Below are 17,886 nucleotides of genomic sequence, written 5' to 3'. Positions count from 1 at the left end.
ACAGCATAGTTACTTAATACGATTAGAGTTAGCTTATATTGAGTATATGGGGGTAAAGCATCAAGTTTCAATGTATGAAATGTCAGAAAATAAAAAAGGAGGCAAAAGCCTCCCTTTTTTAGCTTTTATGTGCAGATGTTGAGCACTTACTCAGCACTAGCCGCTTCTTGTGGTTCTGTATTTTCGAAAATCAGTAATGGTTCTGACTCACCGTTAATTACAGACTCATCAATCACAACTTTACTGATACCTTCTAGAGACGGAAGCTCATACATGGTATCAAGTAATACTGCTTCAACAATAGAACGCAGGCCACGAGCACCTGTTTTACGCTCCATCGCTTTTTTAGCAATAGCAATCAACGCATCATCGCGGAATTCTAATTCAACGTTTTCAAGCGCTAACAATGCTGCATACTGTTTAGTAAGGGCATTTTTAGGCTCACGTAAAATTTGAACTAACGCATTTTGGTCAAGTTCGCCAAGTGTTGCAGTAACAGGTAGACGACCGATGAATTCAGGAATTAAACCGTACTTCACCAAATCTTGTGGTTCAACTTTCTTAAACAAATCACTTAATGTGTCTGTTTGATCTTTTGAACGAACATCAGCACCAAAACCGATACCTGTACCTGTTGCTACACGTTGCTCAACCACTTTATCTAGGCCGGCAAATGCACCACCACAGATAAATAGGATCTTAGAAGTATCAACTTGTAAGAACTCTTGTTGAGGATGCTTACGACCACCTTGTGGTGGCACAGAAGCAACGGTACCTTCGATTAGCTTCAGCAATGCTTGCTGAACGCCTTCGCCTGATACATCACGTGTAATTGATGGATTATCCGACTTACGTGAAATCTTATCAATTTCATCGATGTAGACAATGCCGCGCTCGGCTTTAGCTACGTCGTAATCACATTTTTGTAGCAACTTCTGAATGATGTTTTCAACGTCTTCACCAACATAACCTGCTTCAGTTAATGTTGTTGCATCAGCCATTGTAAATGGAACATCAAGCATACGCGCTAGTGTCTCAGCTAATAATGTTTTACCACTACCAGTTGGACCAATAAGTAGGATGTTACTCTTACCTAATTCAACGCCATCACTATTCTTATCGCCATTACGTAGACGCTTATAGTGATTGTATACAGCAACAGCCAACACTTTTTTAGCGTGTGATTGACCGATGACATAATCATCTAAGTTGTCACGAATTTGTTGTGGTGTCGGCAGCTCGTCGCTATCGCTTTTCGTCATTACTTCTTTTATTTCTTCGCGAATAATGTCGTTGCATAAATCAACGCACTCATCACAAATATAAACAGAAGGACCGGCAATTAGCTTGCGAACTTCATGCTGACTTTTGCCACAGAAAGAGCAGTAAAGTAGCTTGCTACTACTTCCCTCTTTGCGCTTATCTGTCATTCGCTAACCTCTTTTATTGGGGTATCCCATCATTGTCTTGTCTTGAGTGTATAACAAGTCGACTTATTTTGCTTTACTAAACCCGCATCGCGAATTGCAAAATAAAACAGTTTAGTCACGCTTACTCAATACAGCATCAACAAGACCGTACTCTACTGCCTGATCTGCAGACATAAAGTTATCACGATCTGTATCACGCTCAATAATTTCTAATGGTTGACCAGTATGTTCAGCCAATAAGCCATTCAAACGTTGTTTAATCGTTAGAATTTCTTGTGCATGGATTTGAATATCCGATGCTTGACCTTGGAAGCCACCTAGTGGTTGGTGGATCATGACGCGAGAGTTAGGTAGACAATAACGCTTACCTTGAGCACCGCCAGCCAATAGGAATGCACCCATTGAACATGCTTGGCCCATACATACTGTACTAACATTTGGTTTAATAAACTGCATGGTGTCATAGATAGACATGCCCGCTGTTACTGAACCGCCTGGAGAGTTAATGTAAAGGAAAATGTCTTTGTCTGGATTCTCTGACTCCAAAAATAGCAACTGGGCTACAACTAAGTTAGCCATATGATCTTCAACCTGACCGGTTAAGAAAATCACACGCTCTTTTAGGAGACGGGAATAAATATCGTAAGAACGCTCACCACGAGAAGTCTGCTCGACCACCATCGGTACCAGCGCATCCATAATCGGTGACATGCCGTTTTGTGCTTGGTAGCTCATAATCTTATTTCCCTAAAATAAATGGCCCGAATGAAAATATTCACACGGACCATTGTTAGCAGAAGACTTGAGATAATGTCAAATCTCTACAGCAATTTCAGTAAATTAAGCAGCAGGATTCATTAGATCGTTGAAGCTAACTTCTTTATCTGAAACCTGAGCTTTAGCTAGAAGTGCATCAATTGCTTGCTCTTCTAGAGCAACGTTGCGCATATTATTCATTAGCTGCTCGTTGCTTGCGTAGTATTTAACTACTTCTGTTGGATCTTCGTATGCAGAAGCCATTTCAGCGATGATTGCGTTAACACGCTCTTCGTCTGCTGTTAGTTCTTCAGCTTTAATTACTTCACCAACTAATAGACCAACAACTACACGACGCTTAGCTTGCTCTTCGAACAATTCACGTGGTAGTTCAGGCATGTTCTTAGCATCGCCGCCAAAACGTTGTGCTGCTTGCTTACGTAGTGCTTCGATTTCTTGATCGATAAGTGCTGCAGGAACAGTGATGTCATTTTGCTCAACAAGACCGTTAAGAACTTGATCTTTAATGCGGCCTTTAACAGCTTGCTTAAGTTCACGTTCCATGTTCTTACGAACTTCAGTCTTAAGACCTTCAACAGAACCGTCTTCAACACCAAACTTAGCAACAAACTCTTCAGTTAGTTCAGGTAGCTGTTGTGCTTCAACTTTGTGAAGAGTGATAGCAAATACTGCTGACTTACCTTTTAGGTTTTCTGCATGGTATTCTTCAGGGAAAGTTACTTCTACAGTAAACTCTTCGCCTGCTTTATGACCAACAACACCTTCTTCGAAACCAGGGATCATACGACCTTGGCCCATAGCAAGTGCGAAACCTTCAGCTTTACCGCCGTCGAATTCTTCGCCATCGATAGTACCAACGAAATCGATAGTTACACGGCTATCAGCTTCAGCTGCTGCTTCAACGTCAGTCCAAGTAGCTTGTTGCTTACGTAGTGTATCTAGCATGCCGTCAACGTCAGCATCAGTTACTGTAACAACTGGCTTCTCAACAACAACTTTGTCTAGACCAACTAGTTCGATTTCAGGGAAAACTTCAAAAGAAGCTTTAAATACTAGATCTTTGCCTTCAGCCATTTCTACTGGAGTAAAAGTTGGCGCGCCTGCTGGATTAATCTTTTCTTTAACGATAGCTTCGATAAAGTGGCGGTGCATTACTTCACCTAGGATGTCTTGACGTACAGAAGCGCCAAACATTTTAGCAACCATCTTCATTGGTGCTTTACCTGGGCGGAAACCGTCGAAACGACGAGTTTTAGCAATTTTACGTAGTTCAGCAGCAACAGCATCTTCGATGTTTGCAGCAGGAACTGTAATAGTTAGGTGGCGTTCTAGACCTTCAGTGGTTTCAACGGTAACTTGCATTATATTTAACCTCAAAACTTACTCAGCTTTTCTGAGTGGTGTTGCCGAACAGCCATTTACTGACGGTGGCATCCTTTCATGTTACAGCTCGAAAACCATAACGCCTAAATTCTTTCATCAAGATTCTGATAGTAGGTCACCTACTTATCAGAGCGCGCTATTATAACGACACGTAAGCGTGACGTCGAGGTAGATACCTTTAAACGCGAGCGATCTCTTTAACTGCCTTACAAGATAGGGGCTAGAAATATCATTTCAAGGGGAAAAATGAAAATAATCGCTTTAAAACCCTTTTTTTTGGTTTAAATGTCGGAAAAACGAGCTAATTAGGAAAAATTTCAACAATAGTAGAATAGAAAAATAGTCGTGAAATAGATCTAATACTAGAAAATAAGAGATTGATGAATCAAAGAAATGATAATGAAGAGAAGAGATGGTACGCCCTGCAGGATTCGAACCTGCGACCACATCCTTAGAAGGGACGTGCTCTATCCAGCTGAGCTAAGGGCGCATCATTGTGTAGCAAGGAGCTACGAGGCAGGATTATACGTAGCTGTAAGGTAAGGTCAATCCCTTTACTCTATTTTTCCGATATCAAATGGCTAACTGGTTAAATATACAACAAAAACACCCTGTTTAAGCAAATATTTCAAGCAAACCACGTCAAACATTCCTCCTCTTCCCTACTGATAATTTCTTTCGGCAACATTCTTTTTATTCGTCATTATTTACTCTTACCTTAATTCTTGATTCAATTTCAATATATTATCAAATAGCAAACGTTTGCTTAATGGTAATTACATTTGTAATCTGCCACAATATCAGCGTTGATACGTTAACCAACACAACAAAGGATCACCATGAGCGCTCAAATTATTGATGGGAAAATCATATCCCAAACTGTACGACAAGAAGTTGCTGCAAGAGTCAAAGCTCGCACCGATGCCGGATTACGCGCACCTGGGTTAGCGGTTGTTCTCGTAGGTCAAGATCCTGCCTCGCAGATTTACGTTGGTAGTAAACGCAAAGCGTGTGAAGAAGTTGGCTTTATTTCAAAATCATACGATTTACCCAGCACAGCATCTGAGCAGCAATTACTCGATTTGATTGATGAACTCAATCAAGACCCCACAATGGACGGTATTCTCGTGCAATTACCGCTACCTGCGGGTATGGATAGCACACGAATTCTTGAACGCATCGATCCAGAAAAGGATGTTGATGGCTTCCACCCTTATAATGTCGGCCGTCTTAGCCAGCGTATTCCTAAATTACGCTCATGCACTCCAAAGGGTATTATCACGCTTCTTGAACGTTATAATATTGAAGTGCGCGGTAAGCATGCCGTGATTGTTGGCGCATCAAACATTGTTGGACGCCCAATGACATTAGAGCTATTACTAGCAGGAGCAACGACAACAACCTGCCATCGCTTTACGCAAGATCTTGAAGGTCACATTCGCCAAGCTGATATATTGGTCGTCGCTGTCGGTAAACCTAATTTCATTCCTGGAGATTGGATTAAACCTGGCGCAACAGTGATTGATGTAGGTATTAATCGCCTTGAAAATGGCAAATTATGTGGGGATGTTGAATTTGATGTTGCTTGTCAACGTGCAAAGCATATTACACCAGTTCCGGGTGGTGTAGGACCAATGACGGTAGCAACCTTAATTGAGAATACGTTGCTCGCCTGTGAACAATACCATTCAGCATAAACACATGAGCGAACAACAATAGCGTATGATGGGATATACAAAAGCGAGTAGCAACATACTCGCTTTTTTATTGCTATTATTCTTTGTTTTTTACTAAATCAGTATTCTCTACACTGACTTTTACTTGTTTACCCAGCAAATTAATCAGCATAAATGAGCGTTTCTCACCATCAGGCTCATGATAAATAGCGTCAAGACCTTTAAATTTACCTTGCTCTAAGACTAATTTATCCCCCTGCTGAGGTAATGATTCAAACATATCTTTATATGAATCATTATCTTCATTAAGCATCAAATTATAAACAAGCTCTTCGCTAACAATTTGTGGCATTGCCCCCTGACGAATAAAATCTGCGACCCCACGCGTTGAACGTACCGTCGTGAAACTTAATTGTTCAGGATCAAAAGTAACAAAAACATAGCTTGGGAATAACGGCTCATAGCATTCACAACGTTTACCACGAACAATTTTTTCTACCACAACCTGAGGGTAATAACATTCAGCCCCTTGACGATCAAGATTGATCACTGCGCGTTCTTGTTCACTACGCTTACAATAAAGTAGATACCAATCTTTCATTATCAACCCCAATAAAATCTTAACTTTTATTAGTATATACAAAATTAATACTGATTTACATCTCTCACCTTTTACCTCGATTTTAGGATGGCATAGTGCCTTTATATTCTATGGCTATAGGTTTAAACGATATTATTGGCTAATATTCACCACTGAAATTGTAACATACATGAATATTCCCAACTGATGATATAAGCGACCAATATAAGACTCAAAAACAATATAAAAAGCTAATTTTAAAAGACAGAATAGTGTAAGATACAGCTCTGCATGATGAAATTTGATTTTTCATAACTGAGCAATAAATACACAATCGCTTATTTATCAGCTTCTTATAATGTTTTATTATTGTTCGTTAAATGTAAAAACTTGCAGTTAAATATATTGTGCTTTATAAACCTACATGAATGAGCAAACACACACTAATTAAAATAAAATAGAGAATCCTATGAGTCATAATAGTAGTGGTACCCTTCTGGGCCACCCAAAAGGCTTGTTCCTTTTATTTGGAACAGAGCTATGGGAACGCTTTTCTTATTACGCAATGCGAGCAATTCTGGTTTTATATCTAACAGATAAAACCATTGATGGCGGTCTTGGGTGGACCACAGAAGAAGCGCTTAACTTATACGGTATCTACACTGGCTTAGTTTACTTTACTCCTCTTATTGGTGGTTGGGTTGCCGACAACATTTTAGGTCAACGTCGCTCCATTATTATTGGTGGCGTATTGATGGCTATTGGTCAATTTACGCTAGCCCTACCTCACAGCGTTGTTGATCCCCATGCTGTTACCGCTTTCTATGTTGGTTTAGCGTTCCTTATTGTGGGTAATGGTCTATTTAAACCAAATATTTCAACTATGGTAGGTGACTTATACCCTGAAGGTGATAACCGTCGTGATGGTGCTTTCACTATTTTCTACATGGGTATTAATATTGGTTCACTACTAGCAGGTGTTATTGCAGGTACAGCATCTGCTGTCTATGGCTGGAAAGCTGGCTTCCTATGCGCAGGCGTAGGTATGTTAATGAGTTTATTAATTCAAGTTTTCTTTGCTCAACGTTACCTAGGTGATATCGGTACTGTACCGGCAGCTGTACGTGACGCGGCAAATAATGCTAGCGGCAAAAAAGAACCACTAACGAAAATTGAACGTGATCGTTTAAAAGTAATTTTGGTAATGTGTACTTTTGTTATCGTATTCTGGGCAGGCTTTGAACAAGCTGGCGGCCTAATGAATATTTACTCTCAAGAATACACTAACCGTATGATTGGTAACTTTGAAGTACCAGCAGCATGGTTCCAATCACTGAACCCATTCTTCATTATTCTATGTGCACCATTGCTTGCTGCATTATGGGTTAAAATGGGTAAAAGTGAGCCAAATTCACCGGTTAAATTTGCGTTAGCAATGTTCTCTCTTGCACTGGGTTTTGCTTGTATGATCGGTGCTGCGCTAGAACAAAATGGCGACGTAACTGTTAAAACATCAATGATGTGGCTAGTCGGTGCATACTTCTTCCATACAATTGGTGAGTTATGTCTATCACCAATTGGTCTATCAATGGTAACGAAATTAGCACCATTACGTCTTGCGTCATTAATGATGGGTGCATGGTTTGGTGCTAACGCCATTGCAAACTACATTGCAGGTGTTGTTGGTGCAAGTATCGGTCAAGCAGGCCCACTTGCTATCTTCTCTGGTATTGCAATTACAGCGGTTGTTGCAGGTGTATTACTGCTGTTGTTCTCTAACAAGCTTATCTCGTGGATGCACGGCGCTGAAGGCGCAGCTTATAACGATGACAATGATACTAAACCACAACCAGCAAATGCTTAAGTTGTGATGTGAAATAAAAAAGGGGATGCCATGCATCCCCTTTTTGTTTGTCTTATTTTTACTAACAGATATTCGTTTAGGTAACCGTTTCAAAGTTAACACTAAAATTAGCATGATTAATATCACAAAGAGACAATCGACCACCAATATCAGACATGGGTAAAATAACGAGTGGATTATCACAAGCTCGATCCCCTAACCATTGTCCTGCAGCTATCATTGCACATTGCTCACCCACTTGTAGCTTTCCGCCAAGCCCTGCTGCAATAAGATGTAATTGTTTCTCAGCTAAATTGAAAACACCAAATAAGCCTTTTACTGGTGTAGCGTAACCTGAATATTGCAAACCTAACTCGATTTGAGCCACTAAATGCTGCACACTGCTTAGATAGTTACCTTGCTGACGTAAGAAGTCGTTAAAACAAGCTCTGATCAATAATGCAGTCGCAGTGCTATTTTCACCACCAGAGCTAGTATCAACCATATAGAACGCCAACTGGCCATCAATCAACCAGATATAATCAAAGATAACCGGTGAGATCTCAGCTGCTTGTAACGCCCGATAACTCAGTTTCCAACGTCCGTAACGAGATTGAAGATCAGGCATTAACCCCATTAATAATTCACGGGCAGCCTGAGGATTATTTTTTAACTCTGAAATATGCCATTGTAGTTCTTCTTCAACTAACCCTGAATCATCGCCATCGATAACCCAGCGTTGAGAAAAATCCTGTTGCTTTTGTCGTGCACTGTCTTGCATTTTTAATACAGAAATAATTGCTGATTTCAGTATCATAATATTATCAATCGGTTTAATTAAAAAATCTTTAACCCCTAACCGTAATGCTTGAGCAACATCCGTCATATTGCCCGTCCCCGAGATCACAATCACGGGTATCATTGGATACTGCAATGCCACTTCTTCAACAAACTCCATTCCGGTCATGACAGGCATCGACAAATCACATAATAATAAGTCTGGAATCTCGTCTTTCAGGGCTCTTAATCCAATCAGACCATCTTCTGCTTCTCGTACCTGACATCCTTGGCTATTTAAAAAGCCAACCAGCATAGTGCGAAACACAGGATCATCTTCTACGATAAGTATGTTTTTCCCTTTAAGCAAAAGTATCTCCTTTTTCATGACTACGTCTATGAGTGTATAAGCTAAAGTTAGCAACACCAACTACGATCACCAAATTTTATAATGGGCTCTTATTTCAAGAACACACTATCACTAAGCATAGAGAATAATTAGCAGCTTATAACGGTTTATATTTGCCACCAAAATAGTCACATCACAAAACATTTAATAAGCAAATAATAAATAACTCAAACTCAAACAAAAAATTTATAAAATATCCACCTCAGACCAATAAATATAGGGCCTAACATATTTTTATTAAAAATACATAACAAAAGGGGGTGATTTTGACTCGTTTTGTTATACAATTACCCATTATCAGTTTTCACAAATGACTTTGATATGAAACTTGACGATCTAAACCTATTCCGCATGGTTGTGGAAAATGGTAGTTATACCGCTGCATCACGCAAGACACAGGTACCAGTTGCGACGCTAACCCGCCGCATCCAAGCACTTGAAGAAGGCCTTAACATTCGCCTTTTAAATCGTCATGCTCGTAAGCTGTCGCTGACTGAAGCCGGTCAGAAGTTTTATCATGACTGTGCGCCATTGTTACAACAGCTACTTGATACCACTGAGCATATCAGTGAAGAGTGCAAAGGCGCTGCTGGTAAATTACGAATTGCTGCACCGACCAATATCACCAAGGTGATGTTACAGCCGTTGTTAACTGCATTTATGCAGGAACATCCAGCGATCAGTATTCAGTTATTTATGAGCAATGAACCCGATCAACTTGATCCAACCGACTGGGATGTTATGTTCCGTGTTGGTCCTCAACGCGATTCAACGCTTATTGCACGTCGTATTAACGAAGTAAAAGATATTCTAGTCGCAAGTCCTGATTATCTTAAGAAAAACCCAGAACCTAAGCATGCTCAGGATCTACATGAACATACGCTATTAAAAGGTAATCCGCTGTTACGCTGGCGTTTAACCAACCAAAATGGCGAAACAGTTACAATCAACGAGCGCGCACGCTTTGAAGCAAGTGAACTCAATGTAATTCGTAAAGCATGTAGTGCAGGTCTTGGTATTACACTGATGCCAAACGTAATGTTAGAAAAATACATTGCCGCTGGTGATGTGGTACAGGTACTTAAAAACTGGTCAGCTAACCCACGTGACGTATATTTGATTTATAACCACCGTGATTACCAACCAGAAAAACTACGTCTATTTATTGATTTTGCAAGTCATTACTTTGATCTTGAAAAACACTAATTAGAATTAGTTTCCTCAAAAAAAACAGAGAAAAATGCCGCCAAATAATTAGGAGCGGCATTTTCATTTGTTGTTATTTATAACAGCCTTACCCATAATTTTTGTACGTTGCATTTTATTATTCTGCATTAGTATTTAAAGCATTCTCACGCCAGCATTATCTCTGTTGTTTCATCATCTTGTTTTGCGATCACCTTCATCACTCATAACAGATTTAATAAGTGCACCTAGCATCAACAAAACTGGCACAAACGAAAACACACCAACAAAAAAGCGATGGTGATCAAACCATCGCTTTGTCGTGTTCGTTACTGTGACTTAACAAATAAAATCACATACCTTCGTTATACAACTCAAGGCTAGCTAAATCTTGTTGTAATTCAGACTGTAATTTTGAATCTTCATTACGTAACGCATCAAGATAATCAAGATATTGTTGATCGACATCGCCTGTCACATAACTGCCATTAAAGACCGATGTTTCAAATAGCGTAATGTCAGGATTACCTTCGGCTACCGCTGCCACTAAATCACTTAAATCTTGAAAAATCAGGCCATCAGCGCCAATCAATTTACCGATTTCATCCACTTCACGACCATGTGCAATTAACTCATTAGCACTTGGCATATCAATACCGTAGACATTTGGGAAACGAACTTCAGGTGCGGCTGATGCTAAATAGACTTTATTCGCTCCTGCATCACGAGCCATCTCAATAATCTGCTCTGATGTAGTACCACGCACAATCGAATCATCCACCAGCAATACGTTTTTATCTTTAAATTCAGAACGAATCGCATTTAACTTACGACGCACAGATTTACGACGCATCTGCTGGCCTGGCATGATAAAGGTACGGCCAACATATCTATTTTTAACAAACCCTTGGCGATAAGGCTTATCCAACGTACGCGCGATTTCCAGCGCACTATCACATGAGGTTTCAGGAATAGGGATCACCACATCAATATCAATGTCAGCCCACTCGCGCTTAATTTTTTCACCTAGCTTAGTGCCCATCGCTAAACGCGCACCATACACTGACACTTTATCGATAAAGGAATCTGGGCGGGCAAAATAGACAAACTCAAACACACATGGATTAAGCTGTGGGTTAAGTGCGCATTGCTGCGTGTAAAGCTCACCATTAAAAGTGATATAAATCGCCTCACCAGGGGACACATCACGCATAAAATCAAAACCAACCGCATCCAATGCCACTGATTCTGACGCAACCATATACTCAATTTGGCCGTTTTCTTCACGTTTACCTAAACACAATGGACGAATACCATTAGGATCACGAAAAGCAATTAAACCATGGCCAATAACTAGAGCAACAACCGCATAAGCTCCTTTTACAATATTATGGACATCGCTTACTGCTTTAAATATATCGTTCGGACTAATGGGATAAGTTTGGCTCTGTGCTAATTGGTTCGCCAGCACATTCAGTAAAATTTCCGAATCAGAGGTGGTATTCACATGACGCTTAGTTTGTTCAAACAAGGTTTCTCGAATATCCGCCGCATTGGTTAAATTACCATTGTGCGCTAAAGAAATACCATAAGGAGAGTTAACATAAAACGGTTGCGCTTCTGAAACACTAGAGCTCCCTGCCGTTGGGTAACGCACATGTCCAATACCCACATTACCTTGTAAGCGCTGCATATGTTTAGCTTCAAAGACATCACGAACTAAACCATTCGCTTTACGCAGACGGAAACGATTGCTTTCTAAGGTACAAATACCCGCAGCATCTTGGCCGCGATGCTGTAACACTGTAAGTGCATCATAGATAGACTGGTTTACCGGGGTAGATCCCACGATTCCAACAATACCACACATTCCCTTAATCCTCGTTCTGCATAAAATAACAGCTGCTAACATTACTGCTTATTACAATAACGTCAGCAACCGCAGTTAATCTTGCACTATTTAATGCTATGTAAAAAACTAGAGCTTTCTTTGATATATTCGAAGAACCATTCTATTACTGCACCAAATTGAGGTATTAACTCAGATTTCTTCCACCACTCTGAGCTAGATAACCCGGTAAAGGTGTCAGTAAAGAACAATACCGCAGCGACAATAAGCACACCACGAACCGCACCAAAAACAACCCCTAGAACACGATCAGTACCTGATAAACCAGTTTTTTGTACTAATTGACCGATAACATAGTTCACCACTGCACCAACAATCAGTGTCGCAATAAACAGCACGGCAATCGCACTACCATTACGCAACATCTTGTCATTGAAGTTAGTAAAATAAACCGCCAATTCAGTATAAAAATTACTTGCGACAAAAAACGCAGTAAACCAAATCACTAATGACAGTGCTTCTTTAACAAAACCACGGACCAAACTTACCATTGCTGAAAAGCAGATCACGCCCAGTATTACATAATCAATCCAGATCATTTTTGTTATTGCTCGTTTTGTTGATGGGTATTCTAACAGAAAAAACGCTTACGCAAACGTTTACCTAAGGATTTATTGCATCAAATCGGTTCAATTTACCGTTTAGACCCGTAATTTTTTTCAATTCCGCAATTTGACCAGCTAGCTTCGCTTTTGATACATCAGGACCAACAACAACCTTTACATATTGACCAGGTTTAGCATTACGCGGAATTAATTGTGCTTGATAACCATTCAAACGCAGTTTTGCAATTAAAGCATTGGCGTTGTCAAAATTACCAAAAGTACCCATTTTAATTACCCAAGCTGAACTTGTTGTAACGGGTGTTTTTATTACAGGTTTTGGTTTTTCAACCGGTTTCACAGTAGGTTTTACTACCGGCTTAACAGCAACTGTTTTTTCAACCACGGGTTGTGGCTCAGCTGACGGTTGATTATCAGATTCAATGGTATAGGTTTCATCACCAGATGAGGTTGACGTTTGTGTATCCGTCGTCGCAACAACGGGCTCTTGAGGCAACACAACATTTGCATTTTCAGGCTCAGGAATCGTTTTAGCTTCACTTTCGCCTCCCATTTTTGGCTGTAATGGGATACTTGCAAACTCTTCTTTATAATGTTCTTTCTTGCCATCGAAAAAATCGGGTAGAAAAATAACACCTACCGCGACTAAAATAATGGTTCCAATTAGTCGATTTTGAAATTGACTCGCCACAATGACTCCTGTTGGTATCTAAACGAGAACACTGCACAATCACAATGTGCTCTCTTCACGTTCTACAACTTTAAATGAGTGGTTATTTGACCGACAGTGTAAAACGAGCCAAACACGATTACCACATCGTCAGCCCCTGCTTGTGTTAATGCTTGGTCAAATGCTAACTCAGGACACTCAAATCCACGACATCCTGTTGGTAAATGCAACAAAATCTCATCAGCAACCGCAGCACGAGGTCCAGTTAATGACGCCGGATACCAATAATCAACACTGTCACGCATAGCGGCAACGGTAGCGGCAATGTCTTTATCATGCAGCATTGCAACCACAGCATGGACTTTGTTTTTACCTTGTTGTGCTTTAATAGTGGCTAGTTGGGTCGCAAAATATTGTGCAGAATGTGGATTATGTGCCACATCCATAATAATTAATGGCTGTTCACTTACCCGCTGCATCCGCCCGGGTAAACGTGCATTACGCAAACCATCAACAATATTTTGATCGCTAATATCGAGCTCAGTGACCGACAACGCCATTAATGCTGTCGCAGCATTGGGTAAAGGCAGTTGTGGTAAAGGCAAGTCCGTCAGCGCAAAAGCACCAGATTGCCACTGCCAACGATCACCCTCAACATGATAATCAAACTGATAACCCACTTGGTAAAGCTCAGCACCAATATCATCAGCATGTGCCGGCACTGTTGCTGGCGGATGTGGCTGTCCACAAATCGCAGGCTTGCCACCACGAAAGATACCCGCTTTTTCATAACCAATAACATCAATGTTATCGCCAAGCCAATCAACATGATCAATTGCTAAGCTAGTGATCACACATACATCATGATCAACAATATTGGTCGCATCCAAGCGGCCACCTAAACCAACTTCTAATACCACCACATCAACTTGATGCTGCTTAAATAATGTCAGCGCAGATAACGTACCAAATTCAAATAAACTTAAACTGGTTTCACCACGTGCCGCCTCTACACTCGCAAATGCTTGGCAATGTTCACTATCATCAAGTTCTTGGTTGTTAATTCGTACTCGTTCGTTATAACGCACTAAATGAGGCGAACTATAAACCCCGACTTTATAACCAGCAGCCAATAGAATAGCTTCAAGCATGGCGCAGGTTGAGCCTTTACCATTGGTTCCCGCAACGGTGATCACACACGGAGCTGGCTTGATAAGCTCGGCACGTTGCGCGACTAAGCGAACGCGGTCAAGTCCTAAATCAATGGCGCTAGTATGAAGTTGTTCAAGATATTGTAGCCATGTTGAAAGCGCGGCTGTCGCTTGAGGAGGAGTCAATCCTGACATTGAAATCATTCACTTGTAGTAACGAACTGAATCATTAATTTACCACTGAATGCTAAAGAACTTAATCATCAAGGGTAATAAATTGCAGATTCGACCTAGAAAAAAAAATGCCACACTAATAATAATTCATTAGGGTGGCATTTATTAACATTAATCGTTGTGATTACTAAGCGTAAACCACTCTCGATTAAAGGCAATATTAGTCTTCTTTTTCTGCAGCGTTAGCAGCAGGTTGAGCCTCAGGCTTACTATCAACAGACACAACCAGCGGTGATGCTTGGTTCATCATTTTAGCCATTAAGCCTGCAATACGTTGACGCATTTCACGGCGGTCAACAATCATATCGATCGCACCATGCTCAAGCAAAAACTCACTACGTTGGAAGCCTTCTGGTAGCTTTTCACGTACGGTTTGCTCAATAACACGCTGGCCAGCAAAACCAATCAGTGCTTTTGGTTCACCAATATTGATATCACCTAGCATAGCAAGAGAAGCTGAAACACCACCCATTGTTGGGTCAGTTAATACAGAGAAGAACGGTAAACCTTTTGCAGATAAACGTTCTAATGCAGCACTGGTTTTCGCCATTTGCATTAATGACATTAGCGCTTCTTGCATACGAGCACCGCCACTGGCTGAGAAACACACCAATGGACAGTTCTTCTCAATAGCAGAATCAACTGCACGCACAAACTTAGCGCCAACAACCGATCCCATTGAGCCGCCCATAAAAGAGAATTCAAAGGCACAGGCAACAACAGGTAAACCAAGTAACTCACCGTTCATCGCAACTAAAGCATCTTTCTCACCGGTTGCTTTTTGGGCTGCATATAAACGATCTTTGTATTTCTTAGAATCACGGAATTTAAGCTTATCTTGTGGCTCTAATTCTGCTGCGATTTCCACTTGCGTATCAGCATCAAGAAATGTTTCAAGACGGCGACGTGCTTTCATACGCATGTGATGGTCACATTTAGGGCAAACTTCAAGATTGCGCTCGAGATCTGCGTGATACAGTACCTGATCACAAGACGTACATTTCGTCCAGACACCTTCAGGGATTGATACCTTACGCGAAGATACGATATTACTTTTCGTTAGAATCTTTTCAAGCCAGCTCATGAATGACCTTTCTTTTTTATTCTTCCGCCAATAATGACCGAAGAGACAAATTCATTAAATATTATCTACGATTAAAACATAATCTTATTAATCTGTAGATAAAAAACTGGTATTACCTTTATAAGTCTCTATGACATTTTGGAATAAAAACATCAAAAATCGTTAATAACAGTCATAACACGGTGAATTATTCACCAACTTTTTAGTCTGTATTAACGGTATCACTTACAAAAATAATGGACCTAAAGCCGAACGCGGCAAATTGTATTCTGCAGGATAATCAACATCGACTAAATACAAACCTGCTGATTTTGCTGTTGGCCCCGCAATTCGACGATCTTTTTGCTCAAGTACCCACTTGATCCAATCAGGTTGCTTCTCACCTTTACCCACTTTAATTAAGCTACCTGCGATGTTACGCACCATATGGTGCACAAACGCATTAGCTTTAATGTCGATAACGATGAAGTCACCTTTACGGGTTACGGTCAAATGCTCTAATCGACGCCACGGACTGCGTGACTGGCATTGGCTGGCACGAAATGAAGTATAGTCATGTTCACCAATTAAATATTGCGCGGCTTCATGCATTTTTGCTTCATCAAGATGACCATGGTAATGGCTAACACCGTGTTGGAAAATAGCCGGACGCACTGAATGATTGTAAATCACATAACGGTAGCGACGAGCGGTAGCAGAGAAACGTGCATGGAAATCTTCATTAACTTCATGTGCCCAACGAACAGCAATATCTTTAGGAAGGTATGCATTCACGCCCATGGTCCACGCGGCCATTTTACGTTCAATATCAACATCGAAGTGAACCACTTGTCCAGTACCATGAACACCAGTATCGGTACGCCCTGCACAAAAAACAGCAATCGGCTGATTAGCAATGTGTGACAACGCTTTTTCTAAACGCTCTTGAACACTATCCACATCGACTTGACGCTGCCAACCACAATATTTAGCACCATCGTATTCTATACCTAACGCTATTCGCATAATCTCACTTCGACTTAATTCAACATAAACACACAGGCGATGTTATTTAAGCGCCTGTTCAAAACAGAGGGTGAAGTATAGGGGATTTCGAGGGGTGAGGAAAGTAGGGACGAGGAAGAGCTAAAGATATCGAGTTTAGAGATTATTAGTGTCGAGACAGCCCAATATACGTGATCTCGGAAGGTGAGGCACGGAACTATCAGAGATCTACTCACCGCGTTATTGAGCCTTAAAGATACCAGTGAAAATAATAACTCTACAACGTGTGAATAGCAGATTCCCTATCGCCCTCGCGGGCATTCGCTGTAGGGAATGACGGGGTTGGGACGGACATTCACTGTAGGGAATAACGGATTGGGACGGGCATTCACTTAGCCCATTACCCGTCATCCCGGAAGTTGAGGTACGAAACTATCCGGGATCTACTCACCACGAGCTTGAGCCATAAAGACACCAGTGAAAATAATAACTCTACAACGCGCGAATAGTAGATTCCCTATCGCCCTCGCGGGCATTCGCTGTAGGGAATGACGGGGATGGAACGGACATTCACTGTAAGGAATGACGGGGTTATTTCCCGTCATCCCGGAAGTTGAGGCACGTATATGGACTCCCCGTGTAATGCAAGAGTTTGAGAAAGCGTGTTGGCAAGTGCACGTATATTCGGTTTCTTTATGGGGAGCTACCCCGAACCTGTATGGCTTCATTCACGTTGCAAGGATTCTATACGAGTTAAAGGTGTATCAACACCGTCGTGCCTCTCAGATTTTTCCTTGCCTGCTTTGATTACACGTTATCCACGGTTTCTTGCAACTACATTGGTGAGATATTGTACTTCATGTTACATCGCAACCTTATCTAAGCACTACTAAGCAGGCAGCTTTTCTTGGTAAGGTTGGTTTGATTTCAGCATGGCACAAGCCATCCTGACGGTCTTATTGGCTAATGCTATAACAACTTTATTAAAATGATTTCTTTCAAGTAAGGCTCGAAGCCAGCAACTAAGTTGATCTGATTTATCTTTGATATTACTAACGACAGATCTTGCCCCATGCACAACCACTGCACGTAATGTTCGATCTCCCTTTTTACTTATACCTAATAGCTTATTATGACCACCACTACCTGAATGAGCGGGGACTAAACCTATACTGGCACTTGCATCGCGTCCGCATTTATATGCTGAAGCATCGCCCATTCGAGCATAAAG

General features: G+C 41.0%; 15 protein-coding genes and 1 tRNA gene. 3 read left to right on the top strand and 13 right to left on the bottom strand.

The genetic code is table 11. The features are described 5' to 3' along the window. Positions 1-146: 146 nt before the first annotated feature. The 4 genes from clpX to C9I86_RS11005 all read right to left on the bottom strand — a co-directional run bounded on the left by clpX (position 147) and on the right by C9I86_RS11005 (position 4,080). On the bottom strand, positions 147-1,430 hold the full coding sequence (gene clpX / locus C9I86_RS11020) for an ATP-dependent protease ATP-binding subunit ClpX (RefSeq protein ID WP_107276363.1): 1,284 nt from the start codon (positions 1,428-1,430) through the stop codon (positions 147-149). A 111-nt stretch (positions 1,431-1,541) separates the two neighbouring features. Then, positions 1,542-2,165 carry an ATP-dependent Clp endopeptidase proteolytic subunit ClpP gene (gene clpP, locus C9I86_RS11015; protein ID WP_080157990.1) on the bottom strand — a complete coding sequence of 208 codons (624 nt, stop codon included), beginning with the start codon at positions 2,163-2,165 and terminating at the stop codon, positions 1,542-1,544. Between the two features lie 105 nt (positions 2,166-2,270). Further along, positions 2,271-3,569, bottom strand: a complete 1,299-nt coding sequence (gene tig / locus C9I86_RS11010) for a trigger factor (RefSeq protein WP_080157991.1) — start codon at positions 3,567-3,569, stop codon at positions 2,271-2,273. A 434-nt stretch (positions 3,570-4,003) separates the two neighbouring features. Continuing rightward, positions 4,004-4,080: transfer RNA gene (locus C9I86_RS11005), tRNA-Arg, on the bottom strand. Positions 4,081-4,429: 349 nt separating this feature from the next. On the opposite strand from C9I86_RS11005, the gene folD reads away from it, so the two are divergent. Further along, entirely contained in the window at positions 4,430-5,287 is an 858-nt protein-coding gene (folD, locus tag C9I86_RS11000) for a bifunctional methylenetetrahydrofolate dehydrogenase/methenyltetrahydrofolate cyclohydrolase FolD (protein WP_080157992.1), read from the top strand. A gap of 76 nt (positions 5,288-5,363) precedes the next feature. Here folD and rfaH read toward each other — a convergent pair whose 3' ends face one another. After that, positions 5,364-5,867: a transcription/translation regulatory transformer protein RfaH gene (rfaH, locus tag C9I86_RS10995; RefSeq protein WP_080157993.1), complete on the bottom strand. Its 504-nt coding sequence runs from the start codon at positions 5,865-5,867 to the stop codon at positions 5,364-5,366. A gap of 448 nt (positions 5,868-6,315) precedes the next feature. Between rfaH and C9I86_RS10990 the strand changes: the two genes are divergently transcribed. Further along, a complete protein-coding gene (locus tag C9I86_RS10990) occupies positions 6,316-7,710 on the top strand; it encodes a peptide MFS transporter (protein ID WP_080157994.1) in 1,395 nt (464 codons plus the stop codon). A 76-nt stretch (positions 7,711-7,786) separates the two neighbouring features. Here C9I86_RS10990 and C9I86_RS10985 read toward each other — a convergent pair whose 3' ends face one another. Beyond that, positions 7,787-8,836 (bottom strand): response regulator, encoded by a 1,050-nt coding sequence (locus C9I86_RS10985; RefSeq protein ID WP_107276362.1) that lies wholly within the window; start codon positions 8,834-8,836, stop codon positions 7,787-7,789. A 360-nt stretch (positions 8,837-9,196) separates the two neighbouring features. On the opposite strand from C9I86_RS10985, the gene C9I86_RS10980 reads away from it, so the two are divergent. Continuing rightward, positions 9,197-10,081, top strand: a complete 885-nt coding sequence (locus C9I86_RS10980) for a LysR family transcriptional regulator (RefSeq protein WP_080157996.1) — start codon at positions 9,197-9,199, stop codon at positions 10,079-10,081. Positions 10,082-10,412: 331 nt separating this feature from the next. On the opposite strand, the gene purF is transcribed toward C9I86_RS10980, so the two are convergent. From purF to C9I86_RS10945, 7 genes are all read right to left on the bottom strand, one after another. Then, entirely contained in the window at positions 10,413-11,930 is a 1,518-nt protein-coding gene (gene purF / locus C9I86_RS10975; RefSeq protein WP_080157997.1) for an amidophosphoribosyltransferase, read from the bottom strand. 86 nt (positions 11,931-12,016) lie between these two features. Continuing rightward, positions 12,017-12,508: a colicin V production protein gene (cvpA, locus tag C9I86_RS10970; RefSeq protein ID WP_045035698.1), complete on the bottom strand. Its 492-nt coding sequence runs from the start codon at positions 12,506-12,508 to the stop codon at positions 12,017-12,019. A gap of 64 nt (positions 12,509-12,572) precedes the next feature. After that, positions 12,573-13,223, bottom strand: a complete 651-nt coding sequence (gene dedD, locus C9I86_RS10965) for a cell division protein DedD (RefSeq protein WP_080157998.1) — start codon at positions 13,221-13,223, stop codon at positions 12,573-12,575. A gap of 62 nt (positions 13,224-13,285) precedes the next feature. Next, positions 13,286-14,548, bottom strand: a complete 1,263-nt coding sequence (gene folC / locus C9I86_RS10960; protein WP_080157999.1) for a bifunctional tetrahydrofolate synthase/dihydrofolate synthase — start codon at positions 14,546-14,548, stop codon at positions 13,286-13,288. A gap of 199 nt (positions 14,549-14,747) precedes the next feature. Beyond that, the gene (gene accD, locus C9I86_RS10955; RefSeq protein ID WP_107276361.1) at positions 14,748-15,671 is read right to left on the bottom strand and encodes an acetyl-CoA carboxylase, carboxyltransferase subunit beta; all 924 of its coding nucleotides are present in this window, start codon (positions 15,669-15,671) and stop codon (positions 14,748-14,750) included. A 225-nt stretch (positions 15,672-15,896) separates the two neighbouring features. Next, positions 15,897-16,676, bottom strand: a complete 780-nt coding sequence (gene truA / locus C9I86_RS10950) for a tRNA pseudouridine(38-40) synthase TruA (protein ID WP_080158001.1) — start codon at positions 16,674-16,676, stop codon at positions 15,897-15,899. A gap of 868 nt (positions 16,677-17,544) precedes the next feature. Next, on the bottom strand, positions 17,545-17,886 hold a 342-nt coding region (locus tag C9I86_RS10945; RefSeq protein ID WP_146142630.1), incomplete at its 5' end, for a transposase.

It is taken from the genome of Photobacterium sp. NCIMB 13483, from assembly GCF_003025475.1.
GTDB lineage: Bacteria > Pseudomonadota > Gammaproteobacteria > Enterobacterales > Vibrionaceae > Photobacterium > Photobacterium piscicola.
Note: the sequence above shows the minus strand (reverse complement) of the source record. Positions and strands in the feature narration are given on the sequence as shown.